Here is an 18,134-nt window from a genome sequence, read left to right on the forward strand (position 1 = left end):
CTGTTTTAATTAAACTAGACTTTCCCAATGATGACAAGAAACTTCTTGACCATTTTGAACATTTCGTAAATTTGGCTCTTCGTTCTTACATTGCTCTGTTGCAAACTTGCATCTCGTATGGAAGCGGCACCCACTTGGAGGGGAAATTGGCGAAGGAACATCCCCCTTCAAAATGATTCTTTCTTGGCGGTTTACCTTTTCGAATGTTGGAATCGCTGAAAATAAAGCCTTCGTATACGGGTGCTTCGGCGAATCAAATAATAAATTTTTCGGTGCTATTTCTACAATCTTACCTAAATACATAACAATTACACGATCCGAAATATGACGGACTACACTTAAATCATGGGAAATAAATAAAAGCGTTAGCCCGAGCTCTCTTTGTAACTTTTTCAGTAAGTTTAAAATTTGCGCCTGAATCGATACATCCAACGCAGATACAGATTCATCACAAATAATGATTTTTGGGTTTACTGAAAGTGCTCTCGCAATGCCAATTCGCTGTCTTTGCCCACCAGAAAATTCATGCGGATAGCGCTCTAAATATTCTGGTCTTAACCCTACTAACTGCATGAGTTCTATCATTCTCGCGTCCTGTAATTCTTTCGGAACGACTTTTTGAATCGTCATGGCCTCTGCTAGCATTTGACGAATCGTTCTTCTTGGATTTAGTGAGGCAAAAGGATCCTGAAAAATGATTTGGATATCCTTTCTCGCTAAATTTAATTCTGCTTTTGTTTTTATTAATAAGTCTTCCCCAAATAGCTTAATCGCGCCACTTGTTGGTTCATCCAAGCGTAAAATAGAGCGTCCCGTTGTTGATTTACCGCAACCGGATTCCCCCACTATACTTAATGTTTCACCTTCAAATAAGTCAAAAGAAATATCATCCACGGCTTTAACGACTTGTTTCTCTCCAAATAATCGATCACGTTTTAGTTTGAAATATTGCTTTAAATTTTTCACTTCTAAAATAGGCTGTTTTACCTCATTCATACGCCCACACCTACCCATTCATTTGTATATTTAAAGCATCGTACAGACTTTCCCTCTCCCATCTGTACAAACTCTGGCTGCTTTTCTTTGCATATGTCAGTTGCAAATTGGCAACGCTCTGCGAATCTACAGCCTACTGGGTAGTGATATGGACTCGGCACTGAGCCTTCGATTGTAGCTAATTCCTCCTGCTCAGCATAAAGCTTTGGAATGGAATTGATTAGCCCCTCTGTATAAGGATGTAATGGTTGCTCGAAAATACTATCTGCTGAGCCTTCCTCAATAATTTGTCCAGCGTACATCACCGCTACTTTGTCACATACTTCCGCTACAACACCTAAATCATGCGTAATAAAAATGATGCTCATGCCCATTTGTTTTTGTAGATCTCTTAGTATTTCCAAAATTTGTGCTTGAATCGTTACATCCAGTGCTGTAGTTGGCTCATCCGCAATGAGGACATCCGGATTACATGCTAATGCCATCGCAATCATGACACGCTGGCGCATCCCTCCACTCAATTGATACGGCTCCTGTTTTGCTCTTTTTTCAGGTGCTGGTATCCCGACAAGCTTTAGCATTTCCACTGCTCTTGCCCAAGCTTGCTTTCTTGTTAATTTTTGATGAAGTCGAAGCGACTCTGCAATTTGTTCGCCAACAGAAATGACGGGATTTAAGCTTGTCATCGGCTCTTGGAAAATCATTGAGATCTTATTGCCACGAACTTGTCTTAGCTGTTCATTACTCATTTTGTTAATATCTTCATTGTTTAATAAAACTTCGCCCTCTACAATTTTCCCAGGAGGTGTCGGAATTAGCTTTAGTATAGACAATGATGTCATCGATTTGCCGCAGCCAGATTCCCCTACGATGCCTAAGGTTTCGCCCTTGTTCAAATAGAAGGACACGCCATCTACAGCTTTTGCAACGCCTTCATCTGTAAAGAAGTGTGTTTTTAAATTTTTCACTTCTAATACTGGTGTCTGATTTGTCATTATTTATGACCTCCTAATTTAAATCAATTCGTTTATTGAACACTTTGTATAAAATATCTACTAAAAGGTTGACGAATACGAAAATGATCGAAGCTACAAGAACCCCACCTTGTACCATTGGCAAATCACGTGTGCGAATCGCATCTACAATCATTCGTCCTAATCCATTCACAGCAAATACAGATTCTATTAATACCGTACCGCCTAGTAAACTACCAAACTGAAGACCAACTACTGTAATGACTGGAATCAATGCATTTCTTAAGGCATGCTTGAAAATAATAATGTAGCCCTTTAATCCTTTTGCTTTTGCAGTACGAATAAAGTCTTGATTTATGACTTCCAACATACTTGAGCGTGTCATACGTGCAACAATCGCAGCACCACCAGCCCCAAGCGTTATGGCTGGTAGAATAATATGTTTCGGACTTTCCCAGCCGGCAACAGGAAGCCAACCCAAATCAACTGAAAATGTATACATTAATAAAATCCCTAAAAAGAAACTTGGTAAAGAAATTCCCAGTAAAGCGATAATTGTTACCCCGAAATCCATCCAAGAATACGGCTTAATGGCGGATACAATCCCTGCCCCTAGTCCCAATACAATCGTAATTAAAATACTGTATGTCGCAAGCTCAATTGTAATCGGTAAGCGCACAAGTATTTCATCCAGAACTGGACTTCCATTTTTTAATGAAGTGCCCATATCTCCTTGAACGAGTCCTTTAATATACTCCCAATATTGAATATGCAAGGGTTGATTTAAGCCTAAATTTTCACGTAGTTCTTCAATCGTTTCATGGGATGCCCCTTCTCCTGCCAAAACTACTGCAGAATCCCCAGGTACCATTTGCATGATTAAAAATACAACTAATGTAACGCCAAATATGACAGGGACAATTTGTGCGATTCTCTTAATAATAAAGACTGTCATCTTTTCACCTATCCTTTCATCCGTGGATCCAGGGCATCTCTCAACCCATCACCTAATAAATTCAACCCTAATACTAAAACCGAAATCATTAATCCTGGGAATAATGCAATATGTGGCGCATTAAATAAAAAATCCCGTCCAGTAGAAAGCATAGCACCCCATTCAGGTGATGGTGGCTGAGCACCTAACCCTAAAAATGATAGACCTGCTGCTGATAAAATCGCAGTTGCCAGACGCATAGAAGCCTGGATAATAATAGGAGATAAAATATTCGGTAATATATGTCTTCCTATAATAATGACATCATTTGCCCCTAGAGTTCGTACCGCATCGATATACTCCAGTTTTTTCACTTCCATCGTTGAACCTCGAACAATTCGCGCAAACATCGGAATGGAGAAGAATCCAACAGCTATTGTTACATTGACCAGGCTTGTCCCTAAAGCACTAACAATTGCCAATGCCAGCAAAATACCAGGGAAAGCGAGCATGACATCCATAATACGACTAATAATCGAATCAATAATTCCACCATAATAGCCAGCAATTAAGCCGATTGTGACACCAATAATACAACCAAAAAGAACGGCACAAATCCCAACGCCCATTGTTAAATACGCGCCAGATAAAATTCGGCTTAATATATCTCTTCCTTTATCATCCGTCCCCATCAAGTGGTCCATATTGGGTGCCAATAGCTTATTTGTTAAATCAATTTCAAATGGATCATATGGTGCTAGCCACGGCCCAAAAACGAAAATAACTGCATAAACGATTAAAATGCCTAAGCCAACTAATGCAGCCTTATTCTTTTTTATTTTTCTCCACAGATTTTTCTTCGCTTTTTTTGGTTTAATAGAAGGTGAAACTATTGTCACCGAATTCACGTTACTTTCCATCGAACCCCTCCTACACTTTTATTAGATTGTGTACTCAATGTAAGAAATTAAAAATCTAAAGTAAATACAAAAAAACTTATTTGTCAGAAAATTTAAAATAGTAGTAATAAAAACGAAAATATTACGTTTTCATATTTTATATAATTCAATTAGGTTAACAGACTATCACTTTTGGAGGGAATGATGAAATGAAGAAATTATCTTACTTACTTTCTATCATGATGCTCGTATTCGTGCTGCAAGCATGCTCTACAGCAAATAATGATGAGGCAGCAAAAGAAACGAGCGACACGACAGATACAGCAGAGGAATTAATTATTTTAAGAGCTTCTGATGCAACAAACTTGGATCCACACTTCATCACAGATATTCCATCAGCAAATATTGTTCACGGTAAAGTTTACGAAACATTAATCGCTTTCGATAAAGATCGCAATTTTGTACCTTTATTAGCAAAATCATGGTCTCAAGATGACGATACAACGTGGACATTTGAGTTAAACGAAGGGATCAAATTCCATGACGGAACAGATTTCAATGCTGAGGCGGTAAAAGCTACTTTTGATCGTATATTAGACCCAGCAACAGGTTCACCTCAACAAGACAAGTTAAGTATGATTAAAGAAATAGTCGTAAATGATGAATACTCTGTTTCATTGAAATTAAACTCACCATATGCAGGTTTACTATCAATTTTAGCAAGTAATGAAGGGAGCATTATTAGCCCTAAAGCAATTGCAGAAAAGGCTGATCAATTAAAAACTTCACCAGTTGGTACAGGTCCATTCGTATTTAAAAATTGGACTTCTGGACAATCAATCGAATTAGAAACAAACCAAGATTACTGGGGCGACATTCCTGAGTTCAGTAAATTAACATTCAAGATCGTACCTGAAGATGCAACACGTATTGCTATGGTTGAAAGTGGCGAAGCACACATTTCCGATCAAATACCAGTGACGGACTTAGCTCGAATCGAAAGCTCAGATACGATGTCCTTATTCCGTACGGAAGGTTTAGCAGTCGAATATATCGGTTTCAATGTACAGGATGAATTATTATCAGATGTAAAAGTTCGTAAAGCGATTAGCTATGCAATCGACCGCGAAACGATTATTAGTGGTATCTATGAAAATGTTGGGACATTAGCAAACTCTGCTATGAGCCCAATGGTGATCGGCTACTCTGAAAATGTAAAGGGGTATGATTACAATTTAGAAGAAGCGAAAAAACTTCTAAGTGAAGCTGGTATTCAAGAAGGGACAACCGTAAAACTTCTGACAAGTGATCGTAAAGAACGTATAAATATGGCAGAGGTTATTCAATCCCAGTTAAAAGGCATTGGCTTAAAGGTTGAAATTCAAGTATTAGAGTACGGTGCGTATATTGAAGAAATTTCCAAAAAACAGCATCAAATGTTTATTGGCGGTTGGGGGAACGCGACTGGTGATGGAGACTATAACCAATACAACCTATTCCACTCCGTATCACAGGGACCACCAGGCAACCACTTCTTTTACTCCAATCCAGAAGTGGATCGTTTAATTGAAGCAGCTCGTACGGAGAGTGATTTGGTAGAGCGCGCAAAAATTTACGAAGAAGCATTAAAAATTGAATTAGATGAAGCCGTTTATATTCCAGTTCGAAACTATGAACACCTTGCTGTTGTAAGTGATAAAGTAAAAGGCTTCTGGTTAGATGCATCAAACTATACAATGGTACGAGATGTAACGGTTTCACAATAATTCATAACGAAAGGAACGTTCATATGACTCTTTTAATCAAAAATGCCCGTTTAGAAACGGGCTTCCTATTTGAAAATAATCTAGTTATTGGAACCAATACAGATTGTTTTGATCTACTCATTGAGGAAGGCAAAATTGTAGCGATTGACGAAACGATTTCTTCAGTAGACGCTGAAACCATTGATGTGCAAGGACAGCTGTTATTACCATCTTTTAGAGAAATGCATATCCATATCGACAAAACCTATTTTAGTGGGGAATGGATTGCGCCAACACCCATTACACAAGGCATTTTCACACGTATCCAAGAAGAAATCGAGCTTCTTCCACTGCAGTTGCCAGTAGCCAAAGAGCGTGCAACCAAAATGGTTGAGCATTTAATTGCCAATGGTCACACACATATTCGGAGCCATTGTAATGTGGACCCTCAAATTGGTACTGAGCATATTAAAATTACAAAGGAAGTGTTAGAATCCTTTGCTGACCAAATAACGTATGAAATCGTTGCGTTTCCTCAGCATGGCTTACTACGCTCTAATGTTGAAAATTTAATGCGTGAAGCAATGGAACTAGGAGCAACACATGTTGGGGGGGTAGACCCCGCTATCGTTGACCGAGAAACGCGACGTTCTTTAGAGCTGATTGTTGAAATTGCCAAAACGTACGATAAGCAAATTGATATTCATCTACATGACCGTGATTTGCTTGGTAGCTTAGAGATTCAAACGTTAATGGATATTATAGAGGAAACAGGCTTTACAAATGGTGTCACGATTAGTCACGCAATCGCTTTATCTGACTTAACAGAAGCACAATTAGAACCCCTTGTAAAACGTATGGCTTCATTTAATATTGACGTTACTTCCACAATTCCAATTGGACAAAATCGTTCGACGATTCCTGTGAACTATTTGCACGACAATGGGGTGAACGTTTCAATTGGTCATGATAGCTTAACAGATCATTGGTCCCCATTTGGCTCTGGTGACACAATCGAAAAATTAAACACACTTGCAGAACGCTTCAAATATATTGATGAACGTTCACTTGGACAGGCATGGAAATATGCCGCTGCAGGGATCACACCATTAGATGTTGATGGCAACCAAGTTTGGCCTAAAGTTGGCGACAATGCAAACTTCTTAGTCATTGATGGTGTAAGTAGTGCACATGTAGTTGCAAGACGTTGCCCGATTACGACTGTTATTTCAAAAGGCAAAGTAATCCATCAAAATCCAACTGAGCTGAAAGGAGCATTGAGATGAATCAATGGTTAAAAAATGTTCGTTTAGAGACGGGTGAAATTGTACATCCAAACAACCGTATCGAAACAACGACCAATTTATTTCATATTGAAATCTCTCCTGAGGGGTCTATTTTATCGATTGTAGATTGTTCTGAAGAGATTACAAGTGAACACGTAACAGATATGAACGGTCAACTAGCATTACCAGCATTCAAGGAAATGCACAATCACTTAGACAAAACCTACCTCTCACTACCTTGGAAGGCATGCAAACCTGTGCAAAATTTAAAGGAACGTCTCGATTATGAAGCACAGGAATTAGTTGAGCTAAGTGAAACAATTGAACAACGCGCTTGTGCAATGATTGAAAAAATACTCGCGAATGGCGTCAATCATATTCGTACACATATTAATGTGGACCCTTATATTGGTCTCAAAAATCTGGAAGGTGTCGTAAGGGCATTAAAGAAGTACGAGGATTATGTAACAGCAGATATTATCGCTTTTCCTCAGCACGGCTTAATGCGCGACAACGTACCAGACTTACTTCGTCAGGCACTTGAAAATGGCGCAACAATGCTAGGAGGCCTAGATCCAGGTGGAATTGATGGCGATGTTGAAAATTCCCTACGCTTAACGATGCAAATCGCTAGCGAATATAATGTGGACGTGGATATCCATTTACATGATGGTGGCTACTTAGGCTACTATACCATTGATAAATGGCTAGATTTAATGGAAGAAAATGCATTCAAGAGCCGTACTGATTTTAGCCATTCCTTTGGCTTAGGCGATGTATCAGTTGCAGAGCAAAAAGCGATTGTGAAAAGATTACAAAAGCATGATGTTCACATTATGTCGACGGTTCCATTTAATCTAGGACGTGTGATTCCTCCGATTGACCTTTTAACGGAACATGGGGTTAAAGTCCATTTTGGCTGTGACGGCTTTTATGACTCCTGGAGTCCATATGGGTCAGGTGACATTTTAGGAAAAGTGAATTCGTTTGCGGATGTCACTCGAAAAATTGATGAACGAGGTCTTCGTAATTCCTTAGGCTATATTACAAATCACGTTACACCGTTAAACAATCAAGGACAGCAGCAATGGCCAAATGTAGGAGATGAAGCAAGCTTTGTCTTTGTCCCATCCAGCTGTAGCGCCGAAGCTGTAGCACGTTTACCAAAACAACGGACTGTTATGAACAAAGGTAAATTCTTTCAACCGCTTGTCGTTACATGTTAAAATCATACGCCATATTATTGCTATGCGTATCACTATGGGCATCTAATTTCATAATTGGAACCATATTAGTAGATTACTTAAGTGCGATTCATGTGACGGTCATCAGACTTTTTTGCATCGTGCTATTTCTAGGAATCATCTGCTTTAATCGGATTCAATTAAAACGAGTACGCAAAAAAGTTTGGTTACTTGTAGCATTTGCTGCTCTACTGGGTGTTAGTATCAATCACTTTGCTTTCTTCAAAAGTCTTGAATCCACAACACCGGTAGTTGCTGCCTATATATTAGCTCTTACGCCAATCATGACGGGGATTATCAATAAATTGCTGTTTGCAGAAAAAAAATCCCCCTCATTTTGGGGTGGTTCCCTTCTTTCATTCTGCGGTGTCATCATCATTATTTCCTTTAAGGGAGATGTACATTTTTCCTTTGGTATGGGCGAAGTGTTTAGCTTTATTACCATGCTAAGTTTCGCGATATTTCTTGTTTGCTTGCAAGTGTTAAGTAAGCACATGAGTAGTATCACCATTACATGTAGTACAACGCTCATAGGATTGGTATGTCTTCTTCCCTTTACCCCAGTAACAATAGGACGGGAACTAGCTACGATACCAGGTGGGATTGTTCTACTGCTTGTCGTATCCGCCATCCTCATACATGGTGTAAGCAATCTAATATGGAACAAAGAAATGCCGAAAGTCGGCGCCACTCAAGGAGCTGTATTCTTAAATTTGGAGCCGTTAATCACGATTTTTCTTTCCTCCCTGATTTTAAGTGAAAACGTCTCCATTCTGCAGCTATTTGGCGGCCTATTCGTGATTGTCGGCATCTTTCTTTCGTTGGATATTTTGAAGCTAAGGAAAATAATACAGGCAACAGGGGGCTTCCTGTAAGGCAGAAATATAAATGGAAGCTAGTTGACGTTTCAACCCCTTTTTAAAATGGATTATGAAACTGGACAGAGTTCTCCAAAATATACATTTAATGGAGTCAATTAATGAAGCAATTAGAATGGACACCATATTATTAATAATTATGATTTCTTGAATATGAACTGTTAGTTTTCTCAAATCCTTAAGTCTATTAAATGTTAAAAATCCCTACTTTTTTGTTGAAAGGAGGGATTTTTCTATAAGTTTTATTCTGATATTTTTAATCAAAGTCCTACACTACATTGAATAACTCAATGGTTTATCATCACTAAACAGGCTTATATTTTGGAAATCATTTTCCTTCATTAAGAATTCTTAGATACTCTCTTTTATAGAGGCAACTTCTTAGTTTTCAAAATTTCATGTGATTTTAGTTTGAATGCTACAACTAAAGAAAAAAATCACATTGCCTTTAAAAGCTCTATTAGAGGAGGCAAGGTGATTTAAATCTACATTTTGATAATCAAACATAAAGTTTCCAAATGGAATTTTTAAACTTGACGTCATATGATACTATATGAAATCAAATAATTTCGTATAATGGAGACGGCGGGAGTAAAACCCCCTTTCTATTAAAAACTACTAATTATGAGTATTTATCAGGTTTCAAATAACTTTTATATTATTGCTAAATGCCAAATAAAATGCCATTTCAATATTAGCTTAGTCGGGGGCAAGTCATACTATTAACAAATATTGATTACTATATGAAAAATTAGATTATTAACAATAAACAATGTGCAATAATTAATGATAGATTTTTATAGTAAAATATAGTAAATTTAGTAAAAGGTTTAATATCTTATAAACGAGGTACTAATACAATGAAATATATTATTAGATTAATAGAACCTTTTAATAACTCAATCAAACTACAATTAGAGAAATTAAACATTTCTATTAGACTGATTGATAACGTTTTAGAAGATCTACTAATTGTTGAAACTGAAAACAGTCAAATTTTACATAATTTAGGATTTATCAGGTCAGTAAAACCTACAAGAAAAGGTAAACTCCTAATTTCATCCACTAAAACAACTAATCAAGATTTTAAAATTGATATAGTCCCATCTTTTAAAGAAGAGCTAATTCACGATACTGGTCTTGTAGGGTTTGGTACTAACATAGTAATTCTCGATTCGGGCTACAATGGAAATTGCAACATTAATCTGGGTGGCCAAAAAGTTTTTACTGACGATGGGATAATCTATGATTATATAAATCATGGAACATTAGTTGCTGGTATAATAAGTAAAATTGCTCCTGCGGCAAAGTTGTATTTAGGGAAAATTTGTTCCAAGGATCCCTATGATATAGATGAAGAGCTAGTTTTCCAAGGCCTGAACTGGGCAACTGAGATTCCAAATATTAACATAATAAATCTTTCAATTGGAATTGACTTTAAATGTACTGGGAATTGTGATTTGGCAGAAAGAGTGAATAAAATGTCTTCAATGGGATATACTATTATATCAGCTGCAGGAAATAAAAACCATATACACTGTCCCGCTTGTTCACAAGAAGGAATAGCCGTTGGAGCATTAGATGCATCTGGAAAAGTAGTAGCACAAAGTAGTGCATCTGGTTTAGGGGGAACAGATAAACCAGATTTGGTAGCACAAGGTCAGATTGTAGAAAATTATTTAAGAAAATCTCAAAACCATACAGGAACTTCTTTTGCCAGTCCAATAATAACAGGGTTAGTTGGAGCAACATTTCATCATATAAAAGAAGGAATTTCACCTAAGTATCATTTATTATCATCTACCTCAAGTCTTTTGAATCAATCTTTTAATAAACAGGGTTATGGTATTGTTGATTTGAATAAATATCTAGGAGGGTTAGATTATGTCACAAGTAAAAGTTAAGGTAAAAGTAAATGATTTAAATCTTACGAGTGAATTGTTAAAATACGGAACTATTACTTTTATTGATAATATGGTTAATATTGTTTTCTTATTAACCGATAGTTCCAATATTAATAAAATTTCTAAACTTCCATTTGTGATAAAGGTAACTAAAAGTAGAACAGCGAGTTTACAATCTGCATAAAGGGGCTATTTAATCTTTAGTAGGACCTGAAAATTTTATTATAAATTTTAGTTCATATTTGTTTTTCTTTTTTAGTATGACATTTTAAAGTTAAAGAAATTAACGGTTTAAAAAATAAAAATGTACAATTCAATTTACTTTGAATTGTACATTTTTTCACTTTCACAGAAGTAATTGTTAGTTCTTTCTAGCCTCCAAAAAATTTTAATAAGGACTTAGAGATTTATAATAAAATTGCAGAATATTATTATTTTACTGCTAGCTTTTTCTTCTTCTCTCTTCAATTTTACCTCACTATCTAACATAGAAATAAAAAGGGTCTTTTAATTCTTATAGCATCTTAATAACATGTGATTTTTATTCGTAATAGTATAAGAATTAATTTAAATGTTTAGTAATTGAGTATAGATATCATTTTTATTTAGAACATCCTGACAAAAAGTCAAATCAGATTGATATTTCAGATTAAATACTCCCGTATCTTTTAGCAGTACTTTAGGTGTTTCAGCTATCGAAACTAACTTTTCGGATCGTAATGAATATTTTCTTTCATATTCAATAGATTCATCTGTATAACCGTATGCTAATAATTTCTTTTCGAATTTTTCTACGCGAGGTAAAAGGCCTCTAATTTCATTTACCAGGTCCCTTGTACTTTTACCTCCTGAAGATTGCTCTTCAATATAAAGAGAATATATGTATCTCTTTATTTGTGAAGTTGTATTTTGTAATTGTTCATCTGAAAAGGTATGGATATGTTTAATCAAAGAAGTTTTGACTTCAATATCAATACCGTTATTACTGAAATCAAATTTCTTTTTATTAGGACCTTCCCAGACAGATATAGACTTTTCTAATGAATTCGAGTTTAGAATAAAATACAATTCGCCCCAAAGACCCTGTAATTGTTTATCAGTAAGAGATGTGACAGAAGCTAAAAGTTCCTGCCACTCCATTATATACTCTAGAATATCTTGAGGACTATGCATTAATTCATTGGAAGTTCTGTATTTAATCCCTTCTGCTAAAACAGTAAATAAGCTGTTATAAATGGGATCTAGACATGTTACCACTGCCCAAGAGTTTTCAGTTTTAAATTCATTGATGAAAAAATCCTCAGAAGAATAAAATTCTAATGCAATAGCCTTAGTAACTCGACCACTTTTAAGAAAAGATTCTTTCGGATATTTTAATAGTAGACAGTAATTATTAGTATTAGTTTTTCCTATATAAAAATTATTGATTACATGGTGCATTGTGTATTCATTTATATTATTAGATGGCTTTATTGAATTATATATATAATTAAACTCAGAAGCTTTCATTTTTCATCCTCAAGTTGTGACATTAAACATAAAGGCATAATTGCCTTCTGGAAAACGAAATACAGGAATCCAAAATGCTTGATTATCCCATTGGTATCCATTTTGACGTAGCATAAGTAACGTTGGTTTGTTATCAGGAATGCTACTTAAATCAGAACTTGTATAAACATTTCTAAGTTCGCTTGTAAAGGAGAGGTTACGATCCCTTTTAACCGAAAGAAAAGCTGAATCATAATCCTCATTCAACTTCTCTAGGGCCATGAGGATCCTTTCCTCTCTCCAAAGCCCAGGGGAATTTGTATCAGTCCTTGTATGTTTCAATAATTCCGAAATTAATTCAATTGGAACTTCTGAATAACCATTTCCCAAGTAATTATCAAGTAGTTTATCTAGTTTTTGAGTAAGACTTGCTATTTCTTCTTTTTTGTAAAGTGGCTTATGTGGGAAGTACGAACTCCCTGCAGCAAATGCTCCAATTTCATTTGGATCTAATACATTAGATCTCGTTGGCTTAATACCCGAAAGCCACACGCTCCTTACTCCTTCATCTCTGTGTTTACTAATGACATTCCTAAGGTTATTTTCGGATTCATATATCAATCGAAATCGTGTAGCCAAATATTCCGGTAAAAACACTCTACTAACTGATAAATCTCGAGAACGATATCCATACATTCGAGCGTGTTGTAAAACTGTATCCATTTGAGGTTTATTTGTTTGTCTACCGTAGTAAGTAACAAGCAAGCGTTCTATTGTTACTCCTCTTCCGAGTTTTGCTCCTCCTATGAGAATGTTATAAATATTATCATATCTCGGTTCACCGTTGGAGCGATCGGTATTTAGAACTTGAATATCAGTACTTGAAATTACAAATTTCAATTTATCAATGACTTCATCAAATGAAGGAATTCCTTCGTTTCCTTTTGAAATTTCCTGGTATGCTTCTATTAATAATTTAATCATATTCTTAGTCTCACTGTTAATTTCACCAATACAAAGGAACTTTGCCATTTGATCTGTATAGTGCTGTATTACTAATCTAATATTTTCATGGTGGATTTTTTTCAAACTAACATGACATAAAAATGAGAAATTTGTTCCTTCTGACTTAAGAAGCTGGATAGTTGCTCCAATATAAAACCAACAAATTGAATATTTTAGACCTTCTGGCAGTTTAGGGTTATCCGATGTTAGTTTATCAATTTCACTATTGGGTACAATATGCAAATATTTACTATCCTTATCTGAAAAGAACACATCACCTCCTATATACCCCTCGCCAGGTTCAATTAGGACCGTAAATGTCGGTCTATATAAACTATGCAATCCTTGTAAAAATAGGGCTTGAGGTGTCGCTGTAACTTGAATATACGTTCTTACAAGGAAATTTTTCCTCAACTCACTAATTAATGCATTAATTTTACTAGGATCATCATCCTCTTTACCTATATTCGTATTAAGACTTGCTTGATCAGCTTCATCATCAAAAATTATAGTAGGCTTTGAGTACGCATTTGTACTTAGAATCGTTTTATTTAATTTCTTAAGATTCGTTACATTCTTAGTTGAAACAAATATTACACCATTAAGTTCAAGTTTTGTTCTAATACTATCTAGATTATTTTCCCACTCCTCCTTTCCCACTATAGTAATTCCAGGTAGAGATTGTCTGATTCTACTTATAGTTTGTTGATATAGCCAAAGATTATCAGAAGTCAAAACAACGAAACTTTTGTATCCATTGTCGGCAGCCATGGCTAATGAAGCAATTAGTGAATTAGTTTTCCCACTCTGTATTCTTCCAAACATCAGACCTATTCGTTCACCATAACTTTCTTTCACATCCACTACATTCTCTACCACCTCAGCAGCTTTTTGTACTAATTCATCCGAGAGAATATCTTTCTTTTCTAGTAGTGTTTTTAGATGCGCTACATGAGATCCATCTGTTACTATTGTTTTGAAAGGGTTAGCAGGTTGTTCAACAATTTTTCCTATTGTTTTTTGCTCATGATTTGTGGACCGTGAAATGAAATTTTTTCTTTGCTCTTCAATAATTCTTGATACTCTTTCTTCAAAGAGTTCGGTCACATTATTTTCCTTCTCGCCCACAAATTCCCTAATATTCTTGCTATTCTTCATCAGTGTTCCTTCTCCTTTTACTTTTTTAGTATTTTTCTAAGACTTTCTTTAACTTTTGATGCGAATCATTCAATCCTCGACTAACTGTACCAATTCCAACATTAAAATTCTTAGCAAGCTGTTCATAACTCATATCCAATAAATAACGATGTGTAATTATTTGGTACTGTCTTTTTGTAAGCGAGGCATGTACAATATCCCAAAATTCCCTAGCGATCAAATTAGTGCAATTTTCCTTTAAAAAAACAGTATGAGGTTGATTCATTATTTCTTGATCTTGTGTTGAAATTTCTCTTTTCTTTTTTACATACAAATTTTTAGCGATATTTGTGATAATTTTTTTATACCATGGCCAGAAAGGTTTTGAATCATCAAACATATACCAGTTTTCAAGGACCTTAACTATTGAATCCTGAACGATATCCATTGCTAAATATTCATCACGTATTATTATTTTTGCTTGCAATAATGCTTCTGAGCTGTGAGTTGAACAAAGTGCCGCTAAATTATTCCAAGCTCTTGACTGCTCATCAAGCTTCATATGTGCCCTCCTTTTTACTTAACTAATATATATACAAATAACGGGAACATTTTGTTGTGTTAAATTCAAAATTTAATTTAAAACTTTCTAAATAGAGCATTAGTACTTCTTTGGAAGATACATCCACGTTTTAGAATTCATATCCTTAGTCTTTACATGGAGCTTCTGTAAGTACTTTTCTCGTGTTGATATTACTAGTTCATAAATATAGCCCAAATTTGGGTATCAGCCAAAACGGTTGTTATAGAAAGTGATGGGTTTTCTAAGTGGTTAGTCTAACTAGTGCCACAATATCATTTAAATGACAGCTGGGGATAGCGAATTATTATATACTTAATTCTGAATTTCACTATCACAAACTGTGTTTTAGATTTATTTAAAGTTGATTTGTCAAGCCAATTAAATTTATTTCTAATTTAATACGTAAATTAAAAACATCCTCATACTTAATACTACCAATGTCTGTGCTGTATTCATTTTCCACATTGCGTACAAATATTAAACGACCTGCTAAAAGACTTCGATCTCCAAAAGCACTGACAATTTCAAAAACCGGATTTAATGGTTTTTCAAAGCCCTGATCATCAACTAGAATAGCTATCTCTTCACTATAATCAAAAAAATCATATCCTTCTGCCTGTAATACTTGTTTTAATTCCTGATCGAGAACTTCTGTAGTTTCATCATGTAACTGTAAGATTTCTGCTTGGATTTTCATAATTTCAGTATCAAAGTACAATAAATAACCTTGTAACATAAGAGACCCCGTTTCTATTATTTCAGTATTATTTACTTATTTTAAATTTTATTGCAGCATTTTTCCGAGAAAAGTAGTATTATAGATACTAGCATACCTATATGCAAGAACCTACGTTCGGATTTTTATTCGTTCTAAAGCAAGGAGATGAGTATTATGATTTTTAAAAAAGGTGAATTGTTTAACGGACCAGGTGGATTAAGTTTAGCAGCAAAAAACACGGTTGTTATCCATCCAGAAACCAATGAAGAATTTCGTATTGAGCATGTGTGGTCAAATGACTTTGATCAAAACGCTTGTCGAACATTTGCGTTAAATATCTGTGGCGATGAAAATGATCCAAGTGTCATTTGTGGCCCTGTTGAAAAATTACCCATTGGTGATCGAACTTTATTAAAAGATATCGATTGCTTTGCATTTGGTTTCCCTTGTAATGATTATAGCAATGTTGGCGAAAAGAAGGGCTTAGGAGGTACCTTTGGACCTTTATACAGCTATGGGGTTAAGGTATTAAATGAGTACAAACCAAAATTCTTTGTTGCTGAAAATGTTGGAGGCCTGCAAAGTGCTAATGAAGGACGTGCCTTTATTCAAATTTTAAAAGAATTAGAGTCACCAGGTAGCGTAGAATACGTGGTGACCCCTCACCTTTATAAATTTGAAGAATACGGCGTTCCGCAATCAAGGCACCGTATCATAATTGTTGGAATTCGTAAAGATTTGGCAGAACAAGGCATCGAATTTAAAGTGCCTGCACCAACGACACCAAATTCAGCTGATTATAAAACATGTAAAGATGCCATTTTAAACCCACCTATTCCGGAGGGTGCACCCAATCATGAAATGCCTCGCCATACAGCGAAAGTGAAAGAAATGTTAAGTTACATCCCACCTGGTGAAAATGCTTGGTACATTGGCATTCCTGAAGAATTACAATTAAACGTAAAAGGAGCTCGTTTAAGTTCCATTTATAAGCGTCTGGATCCAACACGTCCTGCCTATACCGTAACAGGTAGTGGTGGAGGTGGTACACATATGTATCACTGGGATGAAACTCGCGCTTTAACAAACAGAGAACGAGCCCGTTTACAAACTTTTCCTGATGATTTTGTATTTACAGGTAGCAAAGAAGCTGTTCGTAAGCAGATTGGGATGGCTGTGCCACCAGCTGGCGCTGAAATTGTATTCCAGGCTATTCTAAAATCATTTGCTAAGATTCCTTATGAATTTATTGAACCAACAAAGAAATTCCAATTAGAATATTTACAAAAAGAGATAGTGAAAAAAACTGTCAAAAATAACATTAATGCTGATGAAAAACAATTGGCTTTCAATAATATCTAATTCATAAAGGGGAACTAAGCATGTTAAATGAAACTGTTCACCAAGGAATATTACTTAAGTTCGAAGCATTAAAAGGCCAAACCTTAGTTGGAAAAATACCAATTAAAGGTATTAGCAAAGAACAACGTGTACCTGCAGACCAATTTGTAGAAGAAGATCATATTTTACATGATTTAATCCGTGGTTTTTATAAACCAGCTGATATGCCGTTCTTAAACTCATATCAAGCAACCGAGTCAGAGAAAACTATGGACAACAAATTTTATGGGAAGATAAAGAGTCTCACAAATTTTAAAAATTGAAATGAGACCCCCAAGAAGCCCTAAATATAACCGTAAAAAGAGTGACATTGCTGCTGCTCGTTACAATTTGGAAAATCAATCCCCATCGGTAATCCTGCATAAAGTAAAAAAAGGAATGAATTTGATATTGGGATTAGGCTTTATTATTGAAGAAAACGAACAAGGAATTTTTATTGTAAAACCTTTTTCATTTAATACGGTCCCATCCTAGCCTATTACACAAATGACTGCGAAGTTAGAACTCATTGACAATGACTATAATGAAGAGTTGTTCACGGAAGTGCTAAAAGATGTGAAACAACGTAAGGGGCAAGCGAAATTCCGGAAATTACTTCTAACGAAACATATAACCTGCGCACTATGCAGTGTAGAAGCCTATCATACGCGCGCAAGCCATATCAAACCTTGGGCATCTAGTAGCGATTACGAACGTTTGTACATAAATAATGGTCTTTTATTATGTCCAAACCATGACTACCTATTTGATAAAGGCTTAATATCTTTTGGAGAATCCGAAAACATCTTGATTTCCAGATCCCTTTCCTCGTCCCAACGAATGAGCTTTAATGTAAATGAGAAATTATGCATTCAGATAAGTGAGAAAATGGAAAAGTACATTGTAATCACCATCAATTTGTCTTTAAATCATAAGCAACAGGCATAGATAACATGTTTTCTA

Annotated in this window: 17 protein-coding genes; 9 read left to right on the plus strand and 8 right to left on the minus strand. The window is 35.6% G+C overall.

Features of this window, described 5'->3' with window-relative positions:
• Positions 1-9: 9 nt before the first annotated feature.
• The 4 genes from C1N55_RS15925 to C1N55_RS15940 are packed head-to-tail and all read right to left on the minus strand — an operon-like array spanning position 10 to position 3,824.
• Positions 10-996, minus strand: coding sequence for an ABC transporter ATP-binding protein (locus C1N55_RS15925; RefSeq protein ID WP_137729725.1), 987 nt, complete (start codon positions 994-996; stop codon positions 10-12).
• Entirely contained in the window at positions 993-1,991 is a 999-nt protein-coding gene (locus tag C1N55_RS15930) for an ABC transporter ATP-binding protein (RefSeq protein ID WP_137729726.1), read from the minus strand. The genes C1N55_RS15925 and C1N55_RS15930 overlap by 4 nt, the downstream gene beginning before the upstream one ends.
• A gap of 13 nt (positions 1,992-2,004) precedes the next feature.
• A complete protein-coding gene (locus C1N55_RS15935; protein WP_137729727.1) occupies positions 2,005-2,925 on the minus strand; it encodes an ABC transporter permease in 921 nt (306 codons plus the stop codon).
• Positions 2,926-2,933: 8 nt separating this feature from the next.
• Positions 2,934-3,824, minus strand: a complete 891-nt coding sequence (locus tag C1N55_RS15940; protein ID WP_137729728.1) for an ABC transporter permease — start codon at positions 3,822-3,824, stop codon at positions 2,934-2,936.
• Between the two features lie 188 nt (positions 3,825-4,012).
• On the opposite strand from C1N55_RS15940, the gene C1N55_RS15945 reads away from it, so the two are divergent.
• From C1N55_RS15945 to C1N55_RS15970, 6 genes are all read left to right on the plus strand, one after another.
• A complete protein-coding gene (locus C1N55_RS15945; protein ID WP_137729729.1) occupies positions 4,013-5,569 on the plus strand; it encodes a glutathione ABC transporter substrate-binding protein in 1,557 nt (518 codons plus the stop codon).
• A 23-nt stretch (positions 5,570-5,592) separates the two neighbouring features.
• Positions 5,593-6,834: an amidohydrolase gene (locus tag C1N55_RS15950; RefSeq protein WP_137729730.1), complete on the plus strand. Its 1,242-nt coding sequence runs from the start codon at positions 5,593-5,595 to the stop codon at positions 6,832-6,834.
• The gene (locus C1N55_RS15955) at positions 6,831-8,060 is read left to right on the plus strand and encodes an amidohydrolase (RefSeq protein ID WP_137729731.1); all 1,230 of its coding nucleotides are present in this window, start codon (positions 6,831-6,833) and stop codon (positions 8,058-8,060) included. Before C1N55_RS15950 ends, C1N55_RS15955 begins: the two co-directional genes overlap by 4 nt.
• Positions 8,054-8,953, plus strand: coding sequence for a DMT family transporter (locus tag C1N55_RS15960; RefSeq protein ID WP_137729732.1), 900 nt, complete (start codon positions 8,054-8,056; stop codon positions 8,951-8,953). The genes C1N55_RS15955 and C1N55_RS15960 overlap by 7 nt, the downstream gene beginning before the upstream one ends.
• An 863-nt stretch (positions 8,954-9,816) precedes the next feature.
• Entirely contained in the window at positions 9,817-10,860 is a 1,044-nt protein-coding gene (locus C1N55_RS15965; RefSeq protein ID WP_137729733.1) for a S8 family peptidase, read from the plus strand.
• Positions 10,841-11,044: a DUF2129 domain-containing protein gene (locus C1N55_RS15970; RefSeq protein ID WP_137729734.1), complete on the plus strand. Its 204-nt coding sequence runs from the start codon at positions 10,841-10,843 to the stop codon at positions 11,042-11,044. Before C1N55_RS15965 ends, C1N55_RS15970 begins: the two co-directional genes overlap by 20 nt.
• Positions 11,045-11,427: 383 nt before the next feature.
• Here the strand turns inward: C1N55_RS15970 and C1N55_RS15975 are convergent, their stop codons facing one another.
• The 4 genes from C1N55_RS15975 to C1N55_RS15990 form a co-directional block, all read right to left on the minus strand.
• A complete protein-coding gene (locus C1N55_RS15975; RefSeq protein WP_137729735.1) occupies positions 11,428-12,369 on the minus strand; it encodes a PD-(D/E)XK motif protein in 942 nt (313 codons plus the stop codon).
• A 9-nt stretch (positions 12,370-12,378) separates the two neighbouring features.
• Entirely contained in the window at positions 12,379-14,511 is a 2,133-nt protein-coding gene (locus C1N55_RS15980) for a Z1 domain-containing protein (protein WP_137729736.1), read from the minus strand.
• Positions 14,512-14,536: 25 nt separating this feature from the next.
• The gene (locus C1N55_RS15985) at positions 14,537-15,052 is read right to left on the minus strand and encodes an RNA polymerase sigma factor (RefSeq protein WP_137729737.1); all 516 of its coding nucleotides are present in this window, start codon (positions 15,050-15,052) and stop codon (positions 14,537-14,539) included.
• A 376-nt stretch (positions 15,053-15,428) separates the two neighbouring features.
• Entirely contained in the window at positions 15,429-15,809 is a 381-nt protein-coding gene (locus C1N55_RS15990; protein WP_137729738.1) for a hypothetical protein, read from the minus strand.
• Positions 15,810-15,965: 156 nt separating this feature from the next.
• Here C1N55_RS15990 and C1N55_RS15995 point away from each other — a divergent pair, with 156 nt between their 5' ends.
• From C1N55_RS15995 to C1N55_RS21045, 3 genes are all read left to right on the plus strand, one after another.
• On the plus strand, positions 15,966-17,153 hold the full coding sequence (locus C1N55_RS15995; RefSeq protein ID WP_137729739.1) for a DNA cytosine methyltransferase: 1,188 nt from the start codon (positions 15,966-15,968) through the stop codon (positions 17,151-17,153).
• A gap of 20 nt (positions 17,154-17,173) precedes the next feature.
• Complete coding sequence (locus tag C1N55_RS16000) at positions 17,174-17,455, plus strand: hypothetical protein (RefSeq protein ID WP_137729740.1); 282 nt, start codon at positions 17,174-17,176, stop codon at positions 17,453-17,455.
• A 223-nt stretch (positions 17,456-17,678) separates the two neighbouring features.
• Positions 17,679-18,119 carry an HNH endonuclease gene (locus C1N55_RS21045; RefSeq protein ID WP_137729742.1) on the plus strand — a complete coding sequence of 147 codons (441 nt, stop codon included), beginning with the start codon at positions 17,679-17,681 and terminating at the stop codon, positions 18,117-18,119.
• Positions 18,120-18,134 lie beyond the last annotated feature (15 nt).

It is taken from the genome of Lysinibacillus sp. SGAir0095 (assembly GCF_005491425.1).
Taxonomy (GTDB): Bacteria; Bacillota; Bacilli; order Bacillales_A; family Planococcaceae; genus Ureibacillus.